At 64.4% G+C, this 19588-nt stretch carries 17 protein-coding genes; 5 read left to right on the forward strand and 12 right to left on the reverse strand.

All coding sequences use genetic code 11. The features are described from left to right. Positions 1-60: 60 nt before the first annotated feature. From QD228_RS06295 to QD228_RS06320, 6 genes are all read right to left on the reverse strand, one after another. Positions 61-1317: a hypothetical protein gene (locus QD228_RS06295; protein WP_084209434.1), complete on the reverse strand. Its 1257-nt coding sequence runs from the start codon at positions 1315-1317 to the stop codon at positions 61-63. Next, positions 1314-2063, reverse strand: a complete 750-nt coding sequence (locus QD228_RS06300; RefSeq protein WP_279874807.1) for a DUF1007 family protein — start codon at positions 2061-2063, stop codon at positions 1314-1316. The genes QD228_RS06295 and QD228_RS06300 overlap by 4 nt, the downstream gene beginning before the upstream one ends. Positions 2064-2196: 133 nt before the next feature. Then, positions 2197-3657: a response regulator gene (locus QD228_RS06305; RefSeq protein ID WP_279874808.1), complete on the reverse strand. Its 1461-nt coding sequence runs from the start codon at positions 3655-3657 to the stop codon at positions 2197-2199. After that, a complete protein-coding gene (locus QD228_RS06310) occupies positions 3650-5650 on the reverse strand; it encodes a cache domain-containing protein (RefSeq protein ID WP_279874809.1) in 2001 nt (666 codons plus the stop codon). Before QD228_RS06310 ends, QD228_RS06305 begins: the two co-directional genes overlap by 8 nt. 13 nt (positions 5651-5663) lie before the next feature. Beyond that, the gene (locus tag QD228_RS06315; RefSeq protein ID WP_084209437.1) at positions 5664-6080 is read right to left on the reverse strand and encodes a hypothetical protein; all 417 of its coding nucleotides are present in this window, start codon (positions 6078-6080) and stop codon (positions 5664-5666) included. Continuing rightward, positions 6080-6661 (reverse strand): hypothetical protein, encoded by a 582-nt coding sequence (locus tag QD228_RS06320; protein ID WP_279874810.1) that lies wholly within the window; start codon positions 6659-6661, stop codon positions 6080-6082. Before QD228_RS06320 ends, QD228_RS06315 begins: the two co-directional genes overlap by 1 nt. Positions 6662-7062: 401 nt before the next feature. Here QD228_RS06320 and betT point away from each other — a divergent pair, with 401 nt between their 5' ends. The 3 genes from betT to QD228_RS06335 all read left to right on the forward strand — a co-directional run bounded on the left by betT (position 7063) and on the right by QD228_RS06335 (position 11427). Further along, positions 7063-9060: a choline BCCT transporter BetT gene (betT, locus tag QD228_RS06325; RefSeq protein ID WP_077378655.1), complete on the forward strand. Its 1998-nt coding sequence runs from the start codon at positions 7063-7065 to the stop codon at positions 9058-9060. A gap of 469 nt (positions 9061-9529) precedes the next feature. Beyond that, positions 9530-10009 (forward strand): Dps family protein, encoded by a 480-nt coding sequence (locus tag QD228_RS06330; RefSeq protein ID WP_065392451.1) that lies wholly within the window; start codon positions 9530-9532, stop codon positions 10007-10009. Between the two features lie 305 nt (positions 10010-10314). Beyond that, complete coding sequence (locus tag QD228_RS06335) at positions 10315-11427, forward strand: phosphatase domain-containing protein (protein ID WP_077378652.1); 1113 nt, start codon at positions 10315-10317, stop codon at positions 11425-11427. A gap of 79 nt (positions 11428-11506) precedes the next feature. On the opposite strand, the gene QD228_RS06340 is transcribed toward QD228_RS06335, so the two are convergent. The 5 genes from QD228_RS06340 to rmuC form a co-directional block, all read right to left on the reverse strand. Further along, positions 11507-11980 (reverse strand): DoxX family protein, encoded by a 474-nt coding sequence (locus tag QD228_RS06340; protein WP_077378649.1) that lies wholly within the window; start codon positions 11978-11980, stop codon positions 11507-11509. A 109-nt stretch (positions 11981-12089) separates the two neighbouring features. Beyond that, on the reverse strand, positions 12090-12896 hold the full coding sequence (locus QD228_RS06345; protein ID WP_279874812.1) for a DNA-binding domain-containing protein: 807 nt from the start codon (positions 12894-12896) through the stop codon (positions 12090-12092). Further along, positions 12893-13837 (reverse strand): DUF692 domain-containing protein, encoded by a 945-nt coding sequence (locus QD228_RS06350; RefSeq protein ID WP_077378643.1) that lies wholly within the window; start codon positions 13835-13837, stop codon positions 12893-12895. Before QD228_RS06350 ends, QD228_RS06345 begins: the two co-directional genes overlap by 4 nt. A gap of 90 nt (positions 13838-13927) precedes the next feature. Beyond that, the gene (locus tag QD228_RS06355) at positions 13928-14224 is read right to left on the reverse strand and encodes a DUF2282 domain-containing protein (protein WP_084209440.1); all 297 of its coding nucleotides are present in this window, start codon (positions 14222-14224) and stop codon (positions 13928-13930) included. 306 nt (positions 14225-14530) lie between these two features. After that, entirely contained in the window at positions 14531-16291 is a 1761-nt protein-coding gene (rmuC, locus tag QD228_RS06360; protein ID WP_279874814.1) for a DNA recombination protein RmuC, read from the reverse strand. 214 nt (positions 16292-16505) lie between these two features. Between rmuC and QD228_RS06365 the strand changes: the two genes are divergently transcribed. Both QD228_RS06365 and QD228_RS06370 read left to right on the forward strand, forming a co-directional pair. Then, a complete protein-coding gene (locus QD228_RS06365; RefSeq protein ID WP_084209441.1) occupies positions 16506-17093 on the forward strand; it encodes a type 1 glutamine amidotransferase domain-containing protein in 588 nt (195 codons plus the stop codon). A gap of 278 nt (positions 17094-17371) precedes the next feature. After that, complete coding sequence (locus QD228_RS06370; RefSeq protein ID WP_279874815.1) at positions 17372-17758, forward strand: hypothetical protein; 387 nt, start codon at positions 17372-17374, stop codon at positions 17756-17758. Between the two features lie 129 nt (positions 17759-17887). On the opposite strand, the gene QD228_RS06375 is transcribed toward QD228_RS06370, so the two are convergent. Further along, the gene (locus QD228_RS06375) at positions 17888-19351 is read right to left on the reverse strand and encodes an aminoacyl-histidine dipeptidase (protein WP_279874817.1); all 1464 of its coding nucleotides are present in this window, start codon (positions 19349-19351) and stop codon (positions 17888-17890) included. Between the last annotated feature and the right edge of the window lie 237 nt (positions 19352-19588).

Genomic DNA, 19588 nt, shown 5'->3' on the forward strand with positions numbered 1-19588 from the left:
GCCAGTCAGCATGACATCAGTCGGACGCCGAGTGCCGGACGCTGGATCGCCAGGCACCTGTCATGTGCCTGCTTCTGGTGTCTCGACGGCGGGGCGCGGAGCCACCAGAGACGCGGCGGGAGCGGCACGCAGCGGGGACGGCGCGCTCTGCGCCGCGCGCCCGAACGGCGAGGCACCGCGTCCGGTGGGAGAGTCCAGCGCCTTGAGACTGCTGGCGACCAGCAAGGCCCCGAACACGCTGATGACGATCCCGCCGAGCAGCCCGATCACCGCGGCCCATGGCCACTGACGAAGCACTCCGCCCGCTTCGCGCTTGCCGGTCAGGCGCGCCGTGCCCGCCGCCAGACGCCCGCTGGCCTTCATCAGCAGCGTGGCCATCGCCACGCTGCCCACCGTCAGCGCGGTGCCCAGTGACATCGCCAGCACCGCCAGTACCCCGCTGCCGACCAGATTCAGCGCCAGCGCGGCCAGCAATACCAGAATCGCGCCGGAACACGGCCGCAGGCCGATCGCCAGCACCGCCATACCCATGGTGCGCCAGTCGCCGCTGGCCTGCTCCGCCGTCACGCCATGCGCATGGCCGCAACCGCAGTCATGCCCGTGTGAATGATCGTGGCCGTGAGAGTGGTCGCGACCATGCGACGGCTCGAACGCCAGCCCCTGCATCGCTGGCGCTTCCTGTGTCGTCACGCTCTCTTCCATGCCAGTGGTGGCGGGCGCCCTGAGTGCCCGCCACAACGCACGCGCGGCACGCCACAGCAGCAGCAGGCCCAACGCCAGTACGCCGACATGGCTGAGCAGAGTGACCTTCTCGACCTGCCCGAGCACCTCACGCCCGGCCCAGTCGAGCAGTCCCGCCCCCAGCCCCACCAGCACCAGCGCACTCACGCCCTGCAGCAAGGCCGCCAGCAGCGAGAGCCATAGCGCACGTCGCCGCGCGATGGGCTGGCTGGCCAGCAGCGTACTGATCACCACCTTGCCATGGCCGGGGCCCGCCGCATGCAGCACTCCGTAAGTGAAGGACAGCCCGATCAGCGCCCAGGGGGTGCCGGGGTGCGCGGCAAGCTCGCTCATGGCGCGCCCGAGCGAGCGCTGAAAACGCGACTGTTCAGCGAAGATCCAGCCCAGCGCCTCACCCCAGGCCTGTACCAGGCTCGGCCACAGGGCCATGCCCAGCACGATCAATCCGAATCCGAGGGCCAGCCAGCCGGCCAGGCGTCGCCCTCGCGAAGAGGCCGGCTTGAGCAGGCCATCACGCATGCCCTTGAGGCTTTTGACATCCCCAAGCCCGGTGGTGTCCTTGTGCTCATCGCTCATCGAGACGCCTCACAATGGACACTGCCGACATCGGCGAAATACTGGCCAAGATCCATCGGCGCGGTGGCATTGATATCCAGCATCGAGGCCTCGGCGACCTTCTGGGGATCCGGGTCTGCCTTGGCGATCTTCGCCGTACAGTCCATCGGCACCTGCTGCGAGGACAACCCCTTGATCACCAGCCCTTCCTGGACGGCGATCGCATCCGGGTCATGCAGGATCTCGATGTAATAGGTGGGATCATAGATGCGATAACTGAGCGTATGGCCGGCCATCGGCACGGGTTCGGCCAGAGGCAGTTCCATCTGAAAGGCGACGCGCTCCCCCTTGAGCCAGGTGGTCTGGCGTGTCGCCTCTCCCAGCGCCACCGGCGCTCCGTCACGCTGAACATGGGTGTAATAATCGAACTGGGAAAGATTGGCGAGGATCTCGCTGCCCAGCGCATCCAGGCGCTGCTCCATGCTGGTATCGTCCTGCAGGGCGGCCAGCTCCTGCCGCAGCGTCAGGCTATAGAAGGGGTCCAGCAACCAGTACTGACGCAATGCCACCGCCCGCCCCTGATCATCCAGGCGCAGGGTCACGCGCAGATCCACCCAGCCATGCGGATGGGCAAGCGCCGGTTGACTGACCATCAACGACGCGATGGCCAACATGCCGACCCACGCCCCCGTCAGCAAGCGCAGGCAACGACGCCAGGTGCGCGGAAACGATCGCGCATCATCGCGATGATCAACAGCAAGGGGCATGCAGACACTCCGGAAAGGCGAATACGAAGAAAAGCGAATGGCAGGCGTGGTACATCGTCGTTACCTTATAACATTCGGGGTCACGAACCACCCCTTCGACGCCAGACCGACAATTTGATTCCCGAGCAGGCGCTCATTCCGATACCCCGTCCGCACCATGACGAAAGTCATCACGCCGCAGTCCGTACTTGTGCATCTTGAGGTTGAGCGTCCGGCGCGGAAGGGCCAGTTCCTCCAGCACCTGGGCAATGTTGCCTCGGGCACGTGTCAGGGCCGCTCGAATCAGCGTCGCCTCGAACAACGCCACCTGCGCGGCAAGCCCGTCCGGGTCCTCCTCTCCCGCTTCCTGCCCGGTCGCCGGCGGCTCCTGCCCCTGTTCACCCAGCACGGTCCGCTGGCTGGCCAGCTGACGCAGCTGGGCAAGATTTCCGGGCCAGTCGGCCGCCATGAGGGTCGTCAGCTCGCCCCGGACGAAGGGCAACTCAGGAACCTGATGAACGTCGGCGGCCTGGCGGCTGAAATGCGCCATCAACAACGGGATATCCTCGCGCCGCTCACGCAGTGACGGCGTGACCAGCTCGATCTCCGCCAGCGCGTGCCCCCGCGTCAGCCCCAGCGTGCCGGAGGCCACCAAGGCCTGGACGCTGCACTCGGCGCTGAAGACCACCCGTGGCGCGCGACGTCCGACCTCGGGCTGAGCGTTCAGCCAGGCATCCAGCCACTGCCACTGCTCACGGCTCAGAACGTCGACGTCATGCAGCAACAGGGTATTCATCTCGGGAGCGGCCTGAAGAGCCTCATCAATCGCCTCGGACAATGCCGCGCCGCTCGACGCCGCGCCGCTCGACGCCTTGGTGCTCGACGCCTTGGTGCTCGTCGCCATACCGACCAGAGCACGACATTCGACCTTCGCCAGCAACGCGGAGGCCGGCGATGTGCCGGCGCGCTGGGCCTCTCCCTCCGACGGCGCATGCTCGGCGAGTGCCAGCGCCGTGGTGGTCCGCCCGCTGCCCGACTCCCCCGTGATCCAGACGCGTGCCGGATGCCCCTTGAGCTCCAGTATCTGCTCGCGCAACTGACGTATCTTCGCGCTTTCACCACGTAGCAGACCGGCAAGCCCCCGCACGCTCAGGCGACGACGCAGCCGCTGGTTCTCATCGCTCAGCCGCCGGCCTGCCAGCGCCTGACGCAGCTTGAGCTCGAGCGCTTCCGGGTCAAAGGGTTTCTCGATGAAATCGCGCGCTCCGCCCTGCATGGCCGAGACCGCAGTGGCCACATCGCCATGCCCTGTCATCATCAGCACCGGCAGCTCCGGCGCCTCGAGCGTGAGCCGTGACAGCAGCGTCAGCCCATCCATGCCCGGCATGCGAATGTCACTGATCACCACGCTGACCGGCTCGCCGGCGGCCAGCGCTTCCAGCAAGGCCTCAGCCCGCGGGAAGCAGCGCAGGTTGAGGTCCGCAAGTTCCAGCCACTGAGACAGCGATTCCCGCACGGCCGGGTCGTCGTCCACCAGCCAGATGGGCGCCTCGCGGGTTAGCTCATGATCCTGAGTCAGGCGCTCATCGCCTGTCTCGAAGGCAGCATCACTCATGGTCAGGTGCCTCCGGGGTCAGTCGAGTGGGTGTCGGGCTGCCCGCGTCATCAGGGGGCGTGCACAGCCACAGTTCGAAGTTGGCACCGCCCAGCGCACTCGGCGGGACATCATCCGAAAGCCGCAGGACACCGCCCAGGTCACGTGCCATGCCATAGCTCAGAAAGAGCCCCATGCCCATGCCGTCACCCACTTCGCGGGTGGTGGTGAAGGGGTCGAACAGGGTGGCCCGCAATGCCGGGTCGATCCCGGGGCCATTGTCCTCGATGCGCAGGCAACCGCCGGGCCGCCCCTCGAGCCAGGCAACCTCAGGCCAGGCCTGCCAGCTCAGCCGGATACGGGCGACCCCGTCCAGGGTGCCATCGCGCTGCTGACCCTCCAGCGCATCCACGGCATTGCGGATCAGGTTGGTGAGCAGCTGCTCGAGGCGCGCCTGCTCTCCTATCACCCGCACCTCTGGCATCAGTCCCTGCCGCTCGATCACGAGTCCCAGAAGCTCGCACCGCTCATCGAGCAGCTCCAGGGCGTACTCGATGCGAGGCACCAGTGCCAGCGGCGCTGGCGGCTGCTGACTGGCCGGCCGCACGAACACCCGCAACTGGCGGATCATGTCGCCCAGACGCTCGGCCAGTGCCGCGATACGCGTGAAATTGCCGCTCGCCGCTTCGGCGGCACGTGGCAGCAGCTCCGGGCGGGTCGTCGCCTGAGACACGCCACGCGTCAGCAACTTCCCGCCACTGGCGGCATAGGTGCGAATGCCGACCAGCGGCTGATTGAGTTCATGGGCAATGCCGGCAGCCATGGTGCCCAACGCCGCCAGCTTGCCCGCCTGCACCAGCTCGTCACGGGTGGCCTCAAGCTCGCGGGAGCGCTCGGCGACACGCTCCTCGAGACGCTCGTTGATCTCACGCATGACCACCGCCTCACGCCGGATGAGCCGCAGGCGCGCCTGACGCTCGCGCATCCACAGCGCCAGCATGCCCAGCCCCAGCAGTACCGCCAGCCCGGCCAGCATGGTGTTGCGCGCCTGTATATAGAGAGGCCGCAGCGGCATCAGAAAGTGCAGCTGCCAGGCCAGCGGACCACTGAACAGCGACTCATCCAGATAGCGCTGGCCGACGGAAGTCGAGGAGCGGGAAGACGCCTCTCCCGCCCCCAGCACCAGACTGCCGTCTTCCAGCGAGCGCGCCAGCGGGGAGAGCGGCGCCCCGCGGAATTGCTGCTGCGCCCGGATGTCGTCGAGAGCGGCGGGCGCGAGGGGTTCGAGGGTGCGGTATTTCCAGCTCCGCCGTGAGGCCAGCAGCACGACACGATTGGCATCGGCCAGCAGTACCGTTTCGCCGGCCTGACGCCAGGTATCCTCCAGCGCCTCCAGCGAGACCTTGACCACCAGCACGCCCAGCGGCTGGCCGTCTGCCCCCGCCACGGGCGCGGACACGAAGTAACCGGGGCGCCCCGTGGTGTTGCCCACCGCAAAGAATTCCCCGCGCCCGCCCGCCATCGCATCCAGAAAATAGGGCCGGTAGGCGTAACGATGGCCCACGAAGCTGTCGGATTCATCGAAGTTGCTCGCGGCCAGCGTCACGCCGGAGGCATCCGTCAGGAAGATCGCGGCGGCGCCGGATTCCCGGGCCACACGCTGCAGGTGCCAGTCGAGACGATTGCCGGACTCGGCGATATCGGCCGTGTCATCGAAGGCGGCACGCACGCGCGGTTGTCGCGCCAGCATGGCGGGCAGCCACTGAAAGCGCGACAACTCCGCATTGAGGGTGCTGGCATAGAAGTGCAGCCGAGTGGCCGCATGCTGGCGTGCCTCACGCTCGCTGCGGGCGAACTCCCACTGCCAGAGCGCGAACAGCACCAGTACGCCGGCCAACAGGCTGGCGCCCAGTGCCAGCCAGGCCAGGCGCCGTCGTCGGTGCAGACTCAATCCCTCCGGGCACAAGCGATCGGAAGATGCCCGATCACGCCCCGGGGCATGGCGCGATGTCATGAGGTGCTGGCGATCATGGCGTGCCGATCACCGGCACGGTACGTGCGTTCAGCGCCACTGCCACGTCCACCAGCAGGTTGTCGAGACGCCCCGGCGCGATCTCGGCGCCATTGCTGTCACCCGTCACGCTCAGACGAATCTGGCCGTTCACCTCACTCACCCAGGCGTCGAGGGTCAGCGGTGGTCTGGCGGCGTAGCTGGCATCCAGCCGCTCGAGATCCGGGTCTGCCCGCTCGATGATGAAGCCGCGCTCCGCAAGCGTGGTCATCAGCGTGACGAAGACCTGCCGGGAGGTCAGCGTGCCGCTGTCGGGCGCGATCACCGCGGTACGGGAGTCCGGCGCATGGGTCGGCTGTGTCATGCAGCCGCCCAGCGACAGCAGGGCGAGACAGGCCACCAGACGCAGGCAGCGAGGAAGGGAAGGATTCATCAGCGCACCTCTCGAGGATCACGGCCCGCCAGCGCGGCTTCCAGCTGACGTTCGATCTGTTGACAGCTCTCGCTGAGATTCTGTGGTCGGGCATCGATGACATACCCGCCCTGGTTGATGACCTGCTCATCACGGATCACGCGCACTCGCTCGTCCGGTGCCACCAGCGAGATGCGCTCGAAACTGATCGGGTCGTCCCGATAGACGTCATTGCCCACCCCGACACCGATGCCACGCCCGGCGGCCACGCCGTAGCCCACCGAGAACCCGATGCGAGAGCCGAAGGGCCCCTCGATGGCCCCGAGCCCCGGTTGGTCGACCTTGCGCTCCCCGGTCACCAGGCCCAGCGACAGCTCACTTTCGCGCACCTTGTAGCCACGGGCCTCCACGACCTCGGCGGCGGCACGCAGCCACTGATCGGCATCGCCCTGACGCGGGAAGATGCAGGCCGCAGGCAGCGCTTCGCTGTCATGGGCAGATAGCGGGTCCTGACTCGTCAGCGTGGAACAGCCGCTCAACAGCAGCAGGCCCGAGATGAGCAGCCCCGTGCGAGAGGGAGCTAAGGGAAGTCGAGAGAACATGCGAACGTCTCCGATCAGCCATCTGACTTGGCGATCCATCACGATTTTCATCCGCGAGATGGCGCAAAGCCACTAGACTGACACTTAAGCCTTGTAGGATTTGTGCATAACTATAGTATCAAGCAGTAAAGGGGCCTGAATGCAGACGGTCTCATCTTAGCTCGCCACCACGCCAACGCCTACCTCATGCATGTTCCCGGGCGACGGCCAGTACCGGCTGGCACGACGCCTGACCCGCGATGCGCCAAGGCATCAGCGTGCCGGAGCGCTTTCGTCCCCATCGCATTTCCATGGCCTCATCATCGGTTACACATGGAAACGATATGGCGCGGACAACTCACGACGCCACAGGTTCAATAAGTTACCATTATCGTCGAACAGGCAATCAGGGAGAGAAATTTATGTCAGAAAATGCCGACCAACCTACGGTCGCGAAGATCAATCCGCCAGTCTTCTTCGGCTCCGCCGTGGTGATACTGGCGTTCGTGATCTTCACCGTATCCATGCCCGAGACGGCGAACGTGGTCTTCGGCCACGTCCAGACCTGGATCATCGATACCGTCGGCTGGTTCTACCTGCTGGCCATGGGGCTGTTCGTGGTCTTCACGCTGGGGCTCGCCTTCTCGAAATCCGGTGACATCAAGCTGGGGCCGGACCACTCCGAGCCGGACTTCAGCTACGGCTCCTGGTTCGCGATGCTGTTTTCCGCGGGCATGGGTATCGGCCTGATGTTCTATGGTGTCGCCGAGCCGGTCTTCCACTTCACCGCACCGCCCGTGGGCGATGCCGGTACCGTGGAAGCCGCTCGCGAGGCCATGAAGACCACCTTCTTCCACTGGGGCATCCACGCCTGGGGCGTCTATGCCGTCGTGGCACTGGCGCTGGCCTACTTCAGCTTCCGCCACAACCTGCCGCTGCGCATCAGCTCCGCGCTGTACCCGCTGATCGGCAAGCGCATCCACGGCCCGATCGGTCATGCCGTCGACATCTTCGCCGTCTTCGGCACCATGTTCGGGGTGGCCACCTCGCTGGGTCTGGGGGTGCTGCAGGTCAGCTCCGGTCTGCATTATCTGTTCGATATCGACAACAGCCTGACCACCCAGGTCATCCTGATCGCCATCATCACCGGCCTGGCGACCATCTCCGTGGTCATGGGGCTGGACGGCGGCATCCGTCGTCTCTCCGAGCTGAACCTCGGTCTTGCGCTGGCATTGATGCTGTTCGTGCTGTGCGTTGGCCCGACCATCTTCCTGCTGCAGACCCTGATCCAGAACATCGGTGGCTACCTCAGCGAAGTGGTCGACAAGACCTTCAACATGTTCGCCTACATCCCGGAAGACGGCCCGTCCGAGTGGCTGGGTGGCTGGACCCTGTTCTACTGGGGCTGGTGGATCGCGTGGTCCCCGTTCGTCGGCATGTTCATCGCACGCGTCTCGCGTGGTCGTACCATCCGTGAATTCGTCTATGGCGTGCTGTTCGTGCCGATGGGCTTCACCTTCATGTGGCTGACCTTCTTCGGCGACAGTGCACTGCACCTGTTGATGACCGACGCCGCTGGCAATCTGGCCGAGGCCGTCTCCGCGGATGCCTCCGTGGCACTGTTCAAGTTCCTGGAACTGTTCCCGTTCGGTAGCGTGACCTCCCTGCTGGCCACGGTGCTGGTGGTGACCTTCTTCGTCACCTCCTCCGACTCCGGCTCATTGGTCATCGACATGCTGACCTCGAAGGAAGGCGATGAATCTCCGGTCTGGCAGCGCATCTTCTGGGCCGTGTCCGAAGGTTTCGTGGCCGTGGCGCTGCTGATGGCCGGGGGTCTCGGCGCACTGCAGACCGCCTCGCTGGCCTCTGCCCTGCCCTTCGCCATCATCCTGATGTTCGTCTGCTACGGCCTGCTCAAGGCGCTGCGTCTTGAAGGCGTCAAGCAGCGCTCCATGCAGCATCTCAGCAACACGCCGGGGCATACCGCCGGTGGTGCACGCAGCTGGCAGAAGCGCGTCCAGACCCTGGTCGAGACGCCGCAGCAGAAGAATGTCGAGCAGTATCTGTCGGATGTCGTGACGCCGGCGCTGTCGGATGTCGCCAAGGAGTTCGAGGCGCAGGGGCTGGATGTGCGCGTCAACGACGAAGATGACCGCAGCTATCTGCAGGTCAGCCATGGCGACGAGATCGACTTCATCTATGGCGTACGTGTCCGCGAGTATGCGGCACCGGCCTTCGCGCTGCGCAACGTCAAGCGCAAGGGCACCAGTGACGTGGAGCGCCAGTACCGGGCCGAGGTCTTCCTGCGCGAAGGCGGCCAGACCTATGACCTGATGGGCTACACCAAGGAGCAGGTCATCGGTGATGTACTGGATCAGTACGAGAAGCACATGCACTTCCTGCACATGGCGCGCAACTGACGCCTGAGCGTTGCTGAAGTGATGACAGCTGCTGGTCTGGCTGTCGCAAAGGCCCCGCCCCGTGCGGGGCCTTTGCGTTTCTCACGGTCATGCCCCGGCAATGAACCGCGTGCTACCTTGCCGTGCCACCTTGAAAAGCGTCATCCTGAGCCGCATGTACCAGAAAGACGCTTGATCACGGATTCATCGTGAGGCACTGGATGGCTCAGTCATCCGATCATTCGCACCGGAACACGTCATAGCACCAGACGATCACGACGATGCAGCGAATTCGTTACTGCACGGCACCGTCACCCTCTACACTGGTGTCATCGACCCGGTTGCCCGGGCCTGGTGTCATGGGCTTGGCCTCCTGGACCCGAGGCACTCGAAGGTAAGGGATATCGCCTGCTTGTCCTCAGTGCCCGCGCCCTGCCTCACCACGTATTCCAACCACATTTCACGTCGCCCATTCTCAAGGAGAGTCTTCATGTCCACCGATACCAATGCCATTGGCCTGCACACTTCCAGCGCAACCCAGCTGGCGGAGCACCTCAATGTGCTGCTGGCCAACTACCAGACCTTCTACATGAACGCGCGCGGCTATCACTGGAACGTGAAGGGCAACCAGTTCTTCGAGCTGCACGTGAAGTTCGAGGAAACCTACACCGACCTGCTGACCAAGGTCGACGAGATCGCCGAGCGCATCCTGACCCTGGGTCACGAGCCGATGCACGCCTATAGCGATTACGCTCGCGTGGCGACCATCAAGGAAGACACCCATGTCAGCGATGGCACCGCTTGCGTCAAGGGTCTGCTCACCGGCTACAAGTCCCTGATCGAGCTGCAGCGTGAAATCCTCTCCGTCGCCTCCGATGCCGACGATGAAGGGACTGCCTCGCTGGTCGGCGACTATATCCGCGAGCAGGAAAAGACGGTCTGGATGCTGTCCGCCTACCTGGGCGAGTGATTCTGACCAGGACACCATCGCGTGTCTGACACTGCCGCCAGCGTGATCGGCAGGCCGTGAACGCCGCCTTCTGTCCCGTGCTTGCGCGGTGTCCGGAAGGCGGCGTTTTCGTGGGTCGGACACCACTCGAGGGGCAGACTCGAGAAGAACTTGAGTTCGAGAAGGACTTGAGCCCGAGAAGAACTTGAGCCCGAGAAGCACTTGAGCAAGAGGCGCAGGACCATGCTCGGAAGCGCATCATCACGCGACACGCAGGGTGGCTGCCAATCAGGCAGGTTGATCAGGCGTCATACCAGGAGGGTTGCATGTCACTGCCGCTGACACGTCTGCTACGCAAGTTGCTGCATGTGGCTGCCAAGCCCATGCGCCATGCCCAGGGCAAGGATGGTTGCGTCATCCATGCCTATCGTGGCTATGGCTCACACAATGAAGCCTTTCTGATGGGCCGCATCTTTCAGCAGCCCGGCTCGCGCAGTCAGCTGGCGCCCGGGGCCGGGCGCGATCTGATGGATGTCGGCCGCCGTCTGCTGCGCTGGGGCAAGGGCGGCGTGGAGGTGGACGTCAGCCTTGGCGGCAACCAGACCACGGTCGTCACCGACCGCGATGGCTACTTCAGCGTCCACCTGCCTCTGCTGTCGCCCTTGGCAGATCAAGGCCAATGGCAGACGGCACGGATCACCGCCCGGCCGCCGAAGCAGGCCGCTGTCGAGGGCGAGGCCCAGGTCTACCTGCCACCGGCCAGTACCCGACTGGGCGTGATCAGCGATATCGACGACACCGTGATGTACACCGGTGTCGCCAACAAGCTCAAGATGCTCTATCGGCTGTTCATCGAATCCGCCGAGCGACGCACTGCCTTCCCGGGAGTCGCCGCGCTCTATCAGGCGCTCCACGAGGGCAGCGACGGTCAGCAGAGTCGCCCGCTGCTCTACGTCTCACGCGGCCCCTGGAGCATCTATGAGATGCTGGAGGTGTTCTTCCAGCACAACCGCATCCCGGTCGGCCCCATCCTGTTCCTGCGCGAATGGGGGCTGACGCTGCAGCGCCCCCTGCCCAAGCGCTCGGAAGACCACAAGCAGGCGCTGATCGAGAAGATGCTCGACCTGTATGACGAGATGCAGTTCCTGCTCATCGGAGACAGCGGTCAGCATGATCCGGAGGTCTATGCCGATGTCGTGCGCCGTTACCCGGGCCGCATCTGCGCCATCTACATTCGCCAGATCGGTGACTCCGAATCGCGCAAGGCAGAGCTGGCCACGCTGGGCGAGGAGCTCTCCGCACTGGGCTGCGACATGCTGTTGAGCACCGACAGCCTCGACATGGCGCATCATGCACACGCCAATGACTACATCGATGCCGCCAGTGTCGAGATGGTACGTGCCGAGATCGAGCATCAGCGCGCCGAAGAGCCTGTCTGACCCACGACGACACGCGATACGCACAACGCAAGACGGAGACCCTGAGGTCTCCGTCTTGCGTTGTGGCCAGCAGGCAAGATCAGGCGATACGTGAGCGAATCAGGTGATCCAGTGACAGACGCCCCGGGCCCTGCAGCACCAGTACCAGCAGACTGGACAGCCACAGACCGTGGGTTACCCAGGCTTCCGGGTAGACGAACAGCTGAATGGTCAATGTCATGCCGGCCAGACCCAGCGCGGCAAGGCGGGAGCCCAGGCCCAGCCACAGCATCAGCGGGAAGAGATGCTCGGCAATCGTGGCCAGATAGGCGGCCAGTACCGGCGGGACCAGCGGCAACGCGTATTCGTACTCGAACAGGAAGAAGGTGCTTTCCTTGAGCGCGAAGCCATCGACCTTGGTCTGCGCTGACATGAAGAACACGGCGCCAATGACGATGCGCATCAGGATCAGCACGGCATCCATGCGCAGATTTTCCAGCCAGACGAACACGTTCAGGACTTGCCCCGCCACACCGGTACGGACCGCGGGCGTCGTGGATGACTCAAGGCTCATGATGAGGCCTCCTCAAGGATGCGCCAGTGCGCGAGAAAAAGGGGATGCGCCAGCTCGGCCCGGGTAGGTCGGCAGGAGACTGGCATGGACGAAAGATCATGGGGCGACACTAGTCCGGCGCGAGAAACACGCCACTTGCCAGCAGAGGGGCCAGCAGCTGCCCCAGGTCCTGCTCGGGATGGACATCCGCCAGCATGGCGGCCGCATCCGCGAGCGATTCACCCGCCAACAGCAGGTCGAGCAACCAGGCAGCCGCCTCTGACAGCACCGTCACCTGAACCTCCAGGGCCGGACGGGTGATCAGCAGGTTCTCGGGCCGCGCGACATCCAGGCCTTCAAGGCTGGCTCCCTCATTCTGGTGGCGTTGCCAGACCTCGAAGATCGCATGCTCCAGGCGCAGCAGACCTGCCGCGGGATGAGGCAGGAAGGTCAGCGCCAACACCGCCTCGGGTGACAGCTGCGCCAGCCTGGCCGGTGCCAGCACTTCAGCGTCGGCGGCGTGATAGGCCGTGAGACGCGCGGCCTCGAACCGCGCCAGATCCACCGCGTAGAACGGCAGCTGAGCGGCCGATGCCTGTCGATGCTCGACCAGCGTCGTCAGAGTCGTGTGCAAGGTCTCGGCAAGCCCCGCCCCGTACTCCATCATCAAGGGCGGTTCCGGCAGGTGACGGCGTGAGTGATCATGCGCCAGCGCCGCGAAGAAGCGCTCGCCCACGACCTGACGCGTCACGGGATAGGCGTCCTGCAGCGCGGAGATCAGGCTGGCCCAGACATTGTTGCGATAGACGTCAAGACGCCCCTGATGTGCCGCCTCGATGCCCGGCAGATGACGGTCAGGCTGCTCAAGCGCCGTGATGAAGGCCCGCTGCCAGGCGAGAAGATCATGGTCAGTCATGGGGGCCGTTGGCGTGCTCATCGCGGACTCTCCACCTGAGGGCCAGAGGTCTGCGGAACCCGAGAGCCCTGCTGAACCAAGGCGCTCTGCAGAATCTGCTCGGCCCGAGCCGTCTGCCCCAGCAACACCTCCAGCGCCGGCACTTGGGTATCCCACTCGATCAGGGTCGGGCGCGGCCCGACTCGCTGGATGAAGTCGGCATACAGGGCCCATACCGCCTCGCAGACCGGCGCACCGTGATTGTCGATCAGCAGGCCTTCGCGCTCATCGACGACATGACCCGCCAGATGGATCTCGCCGACGGCCGCGGCCGGGATCGACTCAAGCCATGCCGCAGGATCGACACCGATGTTGTGCGCCGAGACGAAGACATTGTTGACGTCGATCAACAGTCCACAGCCGCTGCGCTCGACCAGTCGGGTCAGGAAATTCGTCTCGGGAATCAACTCCGCGCCCAGAGCCTGCGCATCAAAGCGCAGATAGTGTGCGGGATTCTCGATCAATACCTGGCGGCCCAGGCAGTCCTGCAGCCGCATCAGGTTATCGCTGACCCGTGCCAGCATCGCGTCGGTCAATGGCACCGGCAGCAGGTCGTTGTAGAAGTGGCCGCTATGGCCGGCCCAGGCCAGATGCTCTGACACACTGGTGGGCGGGTGACGCTCGCAGAGCGCTCGAAGGCGCGCCAGATGCGCGGCCTCCAGCGGACGATCCGATGCCAGCGACAGGCCGACACCATGGATCGACAGCGGATACTCCTGCAGCGCATCCAGCCGCGCATGGGGGGCTCCGCCTGCGCCCATGTAGTTCTCGGCATGAATCTCGAGGAACCCCAGCGCCGGCCGTGATGACATCAGCTCCCTGACATGCTGCGCCTTGAGGCTGATTCCCGTGGCCATGTCATCGAACGACGGCAAGGCCGTACCGAAATCCGGGCTGCGGGAGGTGGGGGATGACTCGTGCATGACGACCTCTCGATTCTGCGAGCGTCCGGCGGAGGGGTGAGACACCCGCCCACCGGACGTCAGGTTCGGGGGAGACCCGAGGCGTGATGCTTACTTGATCTCTTCCAGGCTGCCGGTGCCAGTGGGCGTTTCGATGGAGGTGCAGGTGCCTTCCGGGACCAGCTTCCAGGCATTGCCCTGATAATCGACGGTCGAAGTGCCGGCACAGGAGGTGCCCGGGCCTGCAGCGCAGTCATTCTCACCGGCCAGCGACACGCCATAGCACTTTTCCATGCCTGCGGCATGCGCCGGAATGGAGACCACGGCGGCAGACAGCGCTACGGCGGTACCGAGGGCGGAAGCCAGGGCGAAAGCGGTCTTGGCGGACTTGTTGGACTTGGTAGACATGGGCACATCTCCTGAGAAAACGCTCATTCATGAGCTGAAAGTTGTTCATTTGTCATTTTCGCCCCATTACCGCAGGCTCAAACCAACTTACGGGGAGGTCCGGAGAACGGATGCAGAAGATGTCGAATTTTTTGCATCACTCACGATATTTCCTTCCTCGCCGCGTCAGAACACGATAGTCCGAGCTTGCGTTGACCCTGCATCTCAAGAAAAACGGCCCTGCTGGAGGGCCGTCGAGAAAGAACAGGGAATACGAGAGATGGCATGCCACCGAGTGTCAGCCGGCAATGAGCGAGATGTGCCGGTTCACGGGGTGTCCCCTTGCCACTTGCGCTCCAGATGTTCCCAGCGCGATAGCGTGGCACCTTGAGCCTTGTCCGCCGTCGAGCCAGAGGCAGGCTCAGGCTCAGGCTCAGTCTCAGATTCAATAGCAGCATCGGACTGCGATGTCGGGCCAGAGACCGGCCCCTGGTGATGCAGGGAGTCACGGGATTGACGCACCAGGGTCTCGGGCAACGGCTTCTTCATGCGCGCGCCGAGCTCCAGCAGTTCCTCGGCACGGCTGATCAGGTTGCCGCGCCCGCTGGCCAGACGCTTCATGGCGGTATCGTGCGCCTCGCGGGTACGGCCCAGCTGGCTACCAAGCTCCTCGAGGGATTCGGCAAGTCCGCGGAACTTGTCGAGCAGCGCCCCGGCACGCTCACCGATCACGCGCGCATTGTCGTTCTGGCGCTCCAGACTCCACAGACTGGCCACGGTGCGCAGACTGGCCAGCAAGGTGGTCGGCGTCACCATCACCACGCCCTGGGTGAAGGCGTCCTGGAACAGGCTGTCGTCATGCTCGAAGGCCAGCGCGAAGGCGGGCTCCATCGGCAGGAACAGGAACACGAAATCCGGTGACCCCAGCCCCTCGATGGCGGGATAGTTGCGCCGCGCCAGTCCCGTGACGTGGCCGCGCACCGAGGTCAGATGCGCCCTCAGGGCTCGCGCCCGCGCCGTCTCATCCGCGGCATTGACGTAGTCGGTGTAGGCGCTCAACGAGACCTTGGCATCGATGATCAGATGCTTGTTGTCCGGCAGATAGACGATGGCATCCGGGCGCTGGCGCCCGCCTTCACCGCTGAAGGACACCTCACGCTTGAACTCGATCCCCTCTCGCAGGCCAGAGCGCTCGAGCACGGTCTCCAGAATCATCTCGCCCCAGTTGCCCTGCATCTTGCTGTCGCCCTTGAGCGCACGTGACAGATTGGCCGCTTCCTCGGTGATCTGGCGATTGAGTCCCGCCAGCTGGTCGAGCTGACTCTTGAGGCTGGTGCGTTCGCGTACCTCCTCGCCATGCAGCTGCTCGAGGCGCTGACGAAAGTCCCCGACCTGCTCGCGAAACGGCTTGAGCAACTGTTCGAGCTGGGCACCACTGGCGGCGGAGAAACGCTGCTGGCGCTCCTCGAACACCTTGCCTGCCAGCTGCTCGAATTCCTGACTCAGGCGTTCGCGGGAGTCGTTGAGCAGTGCCAGCTGCTCGGCGTGATGAGTGGCCTCCTGACGCTGACGCGTGACCAGCGAGGCATGGGTCTCGCGCAGCTCGGCGTAGCGCTCGGTCAATGTCTCGAGACGCTCCTCACGCTCCAGCAGCTGGGCCTCCAGCACTTCCTGCTGACGGGTCAGGCTGCGTGCCAGCGTCTGCTGTTCACTCAGCGCACGCGACTGTTCATCAAGCCGCCCCTGCAGCGATTCGCGCAGCGTGGCGAGCTGTTCCGTCAGCGCATCGCGCGCCTGGCGCGCCTCCTCCAGCGACTGGCTCAGATAGCGTTGCTGCTGCTCCGCCTGCTGCCCATCCAGTGCGGCACGCTGCTCGACCAGGGCCGTCCGCTGCTCGGCCTGTTGCTGTAGATCCCGCGCCTCTTCAAGCGTCTGCTGCAACGCCTGCCGGGTTTCGTCACTGCTCTCTTCGAGAGCGTGAAGCTGCTCGCGGGTTCGCCGCCAGCCCAACCCCAGGATCAACGACAGCATCAACAGCACGCCGACCAGCAACCACATCACGGCGGAAGATTCAGAAAGCAGAGGCATCGGGCACTCCATGGCCGGTGAAAACGCAGTGGGGTCACCCCCTTGAAAGTCAGTATCGCGCATCCATGTCTTGAGTGTCAGGGCACGAAAGGACGGGAATTCGCTGCATCAACGTGGGGCGCTCACCTCAGTGAGTAACGCATGCTGAGAGCAGAATTTTTCCCTTCTCTGCCCAACACGCTCGCAAGAGCCGAAGCACGGAAAGGAGATTTGCATGACACAGCAGACCGATCAGCAGACACGTCAACAACTGCAAGGTAAGCGCGTGGCCATTCTCGCGACCCATGGCTTCGAGGAATCCGAGCTCGCGGTGCCGCGCGCCGCACTGCAGGAGGCGGGCGTCGAGGTACACATCGTCTCGCCGGAGAAAGACGGCATTCGTGCCTGGGCCGAAACCGACTGGGGCGAGACCTACCAGGTCGACACCTCGCTCAGCGATGCCAGCGAACACGACTATCATGGCCTGGTGCTACCGGGCGGCCTGTTCAATCCCGATACCCTGCGCCAGGACGAGACCGCACTGAACTTCGTGCGCAGCTTCTTCCAGGCCCACAAGCCGGTGGCCGCCATCTGTCACGCGCCGTGGATCCTGATCAACGCCGGGGTGGTCGAAGGCCGCAAGATGACCTCCTTCCCCTCCGTCGCCCAGGACCTGCGAAACGCCGGTGCCGAGTGGCAGGACAGCGACGTCGTGTGTGACAGCGCGCTGGTCACCAGCCGCAAGCCGGATGACCTCGATGCCTTCAATGCCAAGCTGCTCGAGGAGCTCGCCGAGGGCAAGCATCAGCATCAACACGCCTGATCTCGTCCCCGACGACAGCACCCGAAAACGCCCCTGCCCCCACGGCAGGGGCGTTTTTTTGCGCTCTGCACCGCAGACTGACGCTCATCGCGGGAAAAGCATTTGCGAGCAAGCACTTACCTTGAGCGCCATAGAGCATGAAGGCCAGAAGATCACGACATGGATTCAGGGAGACGTCGACACATCAGAGAACGCTGTTCGTCAAAGTGTCCGCGACACGGTATCGTGTGAACAGGGATCAAGAAGGGTGACTATCCGACAACACGGGAGACCACCCCATGCACACCATCACAATGGCACCAGTCCTGCTGGGCCTGGGACTCATGCTGAGCCTCGCCATCCCCGGTGTCGTTGCCGCGGATGATCGTCATCGCTCACAGGGTCAGCAGCATCACGGCCGACAGACCATCGAGCGTCACAGCACACCGCAAAGCCGCCATGAGGCGATCAAGCGCCGCCATCTCAGGATGTTCGACGAGCCGCGAGTGGAGCGCCATCACTCTCGCCACGACACGCGTCACCGCATTCCCCAGCGCCGCTACTACCAACATGAGCGCTACGCGCCTCATCAGTATCGACAATACGATTCGCGCCGCCATGACCTGCGCCGCCGTCACGATGGCGTGAGCATCGGCTTCCCGGCGATACGCATCAATATCCACTGAGCTGACGCACGCTCGAAGTGCCCAGCCAGCGCCCCGCAGGAAGCGCAACGAGAGCCTGATGCCCAGATACGACACCGCCCCCGCAGGCTACCTGCGGGGGCGGTGTCGTGGGGAGTCAATCGGCCCGGATCAGGCGTCGCGCGGCTCGGCAAGCGTCGTGATCAGTCCTTTGAGCACCTGCCAGAATTCCCCGACCGAGTCGACCTCGACGCGCTCGCTGGGCGAGTGCGCACCGCGAATCAAGGGGCCGAAGGAAATCATCTCGAGCTGGGGATACTTGGCCCCCAGGATGCCGCATTCCAGACCGGCATGGATGACCTTGATCTCCGGCGCGCGGCCGGTGACGCTCTCGTGCAGATGGCAGAATCGCGCCAAAAGCTCCGCCTCAGGCTGCGGCTGCCAACCCGGGTAGGCATTCTCGGCCTGAGTGTGCGCCCCCAACAGGCCGAACAGCCCGCGGATGCGCTGCTCCATCATGGAGACCGCATCATCACGCAGCGATCGCACCAGGGCGCAGAGATGGAAACTCCCCTCACGCAGCTGGACCACGCCGAGGTTGTTGGAGGTTTCCACCACGCCTTCCACGGCTGCACTCATGCGCTCCACGCCATAGGGCGCGGCATCCAGTACGGCGACAAGCCGCTGGGTATCCTCGACGGACAGGGCACTCTCGGCATTGCCGCGCGTCACGCTGAGGGTGACGTCCGGGTCCGTGTCACGTAGCTCATCGCGAATCTGCGCCTCGAATTCCGCCAGACGCTGGCGGGCTGCCGCGACACGCTCATCGAACAGAACCACGCCGACGGTCGCCTCGCGTGGCAGTGCATTGCGCAGCGTACCGCCAGACCAGCTGACCAGACGCGGCGAGAATTCCGCCAGCGCCACCAGTGCCCGTGACATCAGGCGGTTGGCATTGCCGCGCCCACAATGGATGTCGAGCCCGGAATGTCCTCCGACCAGCCCGCCGATGGTGAGCTCAAGCTCCGCCTCGGCATCCTTCAGCGAGGACGTGGCGAATTCGTGCGCGACATTGATGTCCGCACCGCCAGCGCAACCGATATAGACCTGGCCACGGTCCTCCGAGTCCAGATTGAGCAGATAGCGCCCTTCCAGCCAGCCTTCGGCCAGATTCAATGCGCCGCCCATCGAGGTTTCTTCCTCGAGGGTGAACAACGCCTCCAGCGGACCATGCACCAGCGTCTCGTCTTCCAGCACCGCCAGCGCCGCGGCGACGCCGAGGCCATTGTCGGCGCCCAGCGTCGTGCCGCGCGCCTTGAGCCAGCCATCCTCGAGATAGGTCTCGAGCGCATCACGGGTGAAGTCATGGCGGGAGTCGCTGGCCGCCTGGGCCACCATGTCGAGATGCCCCTGCAACACGATCCCCGGAGCGCTCTCATGGCCGGGGGTGGCCGCCTTGCGCAGACGCAGGTTGCCGAAATCGTCGCGGTCATGCGCGAGGCCGCGCGACTGCGCCCACTCAATCAGATGCTCAACCAGTGCCGCTTCATGCCCGGAAGGGCGCGGGATATTGCACAGGGTACGAAAATGACGCCAGACAATGGCGGGTTCCAACGTGTCGATATGCTCATTCATGGCGAAGTTTCCTGTTCTTGTCATCCCCGAGCATACGGAACCGTCCACGGCCATGGCTAGTGGTTGTCGGTGCCTGTCGATCAGTGACTGCGAATATGCAAGGATGAGATCTCTCGACACGGCCACGCTGTGCACTTCCAGCCCCTGACAACCGGAGCCCTCATGCCCCGCCGACTTCTGCTGTTATCCGTCCTTTCCGCCACTGCTGGCCTGCTGATGCTGAGCGGCTGCTCGCCG

Source organism: Cobetia sp. 3AK (assembly GCF_029846335.1).
GTDB classification, from domain to species: domain Bacteria; phylum Pseudomonadota; class Gammaproteobacteria; order Pseudomonadales; family Halomonadaceae; genus Cobetia; species Cobetia marina.

Excerpts from the sequence above, each read along its gene's own strand:
- QD228_RS06295 (WP_084209434.1), bottom strand. The coding sequence starts at position 1,317 with ATGAGCGATGAGCACAAGGACACCACCGGGCTTGGGGATGTCAAAAGC.
- QD228_RS06300 (WP_279874807.1), bottom strand. The coding sequence starts at position 2,063 with ATGCCCCTTGCTGTTGATCATCGCGATGATGCGCGATCGTTTCCGCGC.
- QD228_RS06305 (WP_279874808.1), bottom strand. The coding sequence starts at position 3,657 with ATGAGTGATGCTGCCTTCGAGACAGGCGATGAGCGCCTGACTCAGGAT.
- QD228_RS06310 (WP_279874809.1), bottom strand. The coding sequence starts at position 5,650 with ATGACATCGCGCCATGCCCCGGGGCGTGATCGGGCATCTTCCGATCGC.
- QD228_RS06315 (WP_084209437.1), bottom strand. The coding sequence starts at position 6,080 with ATGAATCCTTCCCTTCCTCGCTGCCTGCGTCTGGTGGCCTGTCTCGCC.
- QD228_RS06320 (WP_279874810.1), bottom strand. The coding sequence starts at position 6,661 with ATGTTCTCTCGACTTCCCTTAGCTCCCTCTCGCACGGGGCTGCTCATC.
- betT (WP_077378655.1), top strand. The coding sequence starts at position 7,063 with ATGTCAGAAAATGCCGACCAACCTACGGTCGCGAAGATCAATCCGCCA.
- QD228_RS06330 (WP_065392451.1), top strand. The coding sequence starts at position 9,530 with ATGTCCACCGATACCAATGCCATTGGCCTGCACACTTCCAGCGCAACC.
- QD228_RS06335 (WP_077378652.1), top strand. The coding sequence starts at position 10,315 with ATGTCACTGCCGCTGACACGTCTGCTACGCAAGTTGCTGCATGTGGCT.
- QD228_RS06340 (WP_077378649.1), bottom strand. The coding sequence starts at position 11,980 with ATGAGCCTTGAGTCATCCACGACGCCCGCGGTCCGTACCGGTGTGGCG.
- QD228_RS06345 (WP_279874812.1), bottom strand. The coding sequence starts at position 12,896 with ATGAGCACGCCAACGGCCCCCATGACTGACCATGATCTTCTCGCCTGG.
- QD228_RS06350 (WP_077378643.1), bottom strand. The coding sequence starts at position 13,837 with ATGCACGAGTCATCCCCCACCTCCCGCAGCCCGGATTTCGGTACGGCC.
- QD228_RS06355 (WP_084209440.1), bottom strand. The coding sequence starts at position 14,224 with ATGTCTACCAAGTCCAACAAGTCCGCCAAGACCGCTTTCGCCCTGGCT.
- rmuC (WP_279874814.1), bottom strand. The coding sequence starts at position 16,291 with ATGCCTCTGCTTTCTGAATCTTCCGCCGTGATGTGGTTGCTGGTCGGC.
- QD228_RS06365 (WP_084209441.1), top strand. The coding sequence starts at position 16,506 with ATGACACAGCAGACCGATCAGCAGACACGTCAACAACTGCAAGGTAAG.
- QD228_RS06370 (WP_279874815.1), top strand. The coding sequence starts at position 17,372 with ATGCACACCATCACAATGGCACCAGTCCTGCTGGGCCTGGGACTCATG.
- QD228_RS06375 (WP_279874817.1), bottom strand. The coding sequence starts at position 19,351 with ATGAATGAGCATATCGACACGTTGGAACCCGCCATTGTCTGGCGTCAT.